This window comes from Phenylobacterium sp. (genome assembly GCF_031181185.1).
Classification (GTDB): Bacteria; Pseudomonadota; Alphaproteobacteria; order Caulobacterales; family Caulobacteraceae; genus Phenylobacterium.
Genome location: NZ_JAPSKZ010000324.1, coordinates 1 through 1,841, shown reverse-complemented (window position 1 = coordinate 1,841; position 1,841 = coordinate 1). Strand labels below are relative to the sequence as shown.

Annotated in this window: 2 protein-coding genes; one reads left to right on the top strand and one right to left on the bottom strand. The window is 70.4% G+C overall.

The window, feature by feature from the left end:
- The coding region (locus RIF93_RS20485) for a MarR family transcriptional regulator (protein WP_309093285.1) at positions 1-525 on the bottom strand (525 nt) is incomplete at its 3' end.
- Between the two features lie 124 nt (positions 526-649).
- On the opposite strand from RIF93_RS20485, the gene RIF93_RS20480 reads away from it, so the two are divergent.
- The coding region (locus RIF93_RS20480) for an MFS transporter (RefSeq protein WP_309093284.1) at positions 650-1,841 on the top strand (1,192 nt) is incomplete at its 3' end.

The window sequence follows — 1,841 nt, the reverse complement described above, 5'->3', positions numbered from 1 at the left end:
GCCGGCGTCGGGCTGGGCGTGCTCGACCCTGCGCAACAGGCGGGTCAGTACCTCGCCGAGGGCCGACCGCTCGTCCGCCGAGAGGTCCTGGAGCAGGTCCTCCTCGAAGACCGTGGCGAGGCGCATGGCCTCCAGCCACTTCTCCCGCCCCTCGGCCGTCAGCTCGACGATGACGCGGACCCGGTTGGACTCGTCCCGGTCCCGGGTGACGAGGCCCTCTCCCACCATGCGGTCGATCCGGTGGGTCATGGCGGCCGGGGTGAGGCCGAGGCGCTTGGCGAGGTCACCGGGGCCCAGGCGGTAGGGGGCGCCGGAGAGGACGAGTGCCTTCAGCACTTCCCAGTCGGTGTTGCTGATGCCCAGCTCGGCGGTCTGCCGGCCGTACGCGACGTTCATACGGCGGTTCAGCCGGGAGAGCGCCGAGACGATCTTCTCGACCTGGGGGTCGAGGTCCTGGAACTCGCGCTGGTAGGCGGCGATCTGTTCTTCGAGTGTCGGCTCGCCGGCGCCGGAGGTGTCGCCCATGGCCGCAGTATGGCATGGCACTGCTTTGCCTTGAAGTCCTTCGCTGTGTACTCTTTACCTTCGAACTTTAGCTTCTAAGTCTTCAGCTTCAACGGCTGGAGCGATCGATCCGGAGAGGGTGAACGTGACCAGGGCGATGGGCGCAGCGATGCGCCGGATTCATGTGGGCAACGCACTCAGCGCGTTCGGGCTCGGCTTCACGGTCCCCTACCTGTACGTCTATGTGGCGCAGGTACGGGGACTGGGTTCTGTGACGGCGGGTCTCGTGCTCGCCGTCTTCGCCGTGGCCGCGCTGATCGTGCTGCCGTTCGCCGGGCGGGCCATCGTCCGGCGCGGCCCGCTGCCGGTTCTGCTGGTCGCCCTGGTCACCGCCGCGCTCGGAGCGCTGAGCCTCGGGCTGTCGGCCTCGGCGGCCACCGTGCTGCTGTCCGCCGCCGCGCTGGGCGCCGGGCAGGCCGTGATGCAGCCGGCGCTGGCGACGATGATCGTGGACTGCTCCACGGCCGAGACGCGGTCGCGGGCGTTCGCGATGCAGTTCTTCCTGCAGAACCTGGGGCTCGGTGTCGGCGGGCTCATCGGCGGTCATCTGGTCGACACCACGAAGGCGTCCTCGTTCACGCTGCTCTTCGCGATCGAGGCGGCGATGTTCCTGGTGCTGGTCGCGGTGATGGCGACGGTGCGGACGCCGCGGGCGCCGCACGTCGGGGAGGCGCCCGGGCAGTCCGCCGGGGGCAGCTGGAAGCAGCTGCTCGGCAACCGGGCCATGGTGCAGCTGTGCGTGCTGGGCTTCGTCCTCTTCTTCGCCTGCTACGGGCAGTTCGAGTCGGGGCTGAGCGCCTACGGTGTCGAGGCGGCGGGCATCTCCACCTCCGCGCTGGGGACCGCGCTGGCGGCGAACACGCTGATGATCGTGATCGCGCAGTTCGCGGTGCTGAAGTTCGTGGAGCGCCGGAAGCGGTCGCGCGTGATCGCGGCCGTGGGACTGATCTGGGCCGTGGCATGGGCCGTGGCCGGATACGCCGGGCTGGGGCACGGCAGCCAGGCGATGGCGACGGCCGCGTTCATCTCGACGTACGCCCTGTTCGGGCTGGGTGAGGCCATGCTGTCGCCGACGCTGGCGCCGCTGGTCGCCGACCTGGCGCCGACCGGTCTCGCCGGGCAGTACAACTCCGCCTTCGCCCTGGTGAAGCAGCTCGCGCTGGCCATCGGGCCGGCGGTGGGCGGGCCGCTCGGGGCGTCGCTGCACGCGCCGTACATCGTGGTGTTCACGCTCTTCTCGCTGGGGATCACGATGCTGGCGGTGCGGCTGGGGCGGC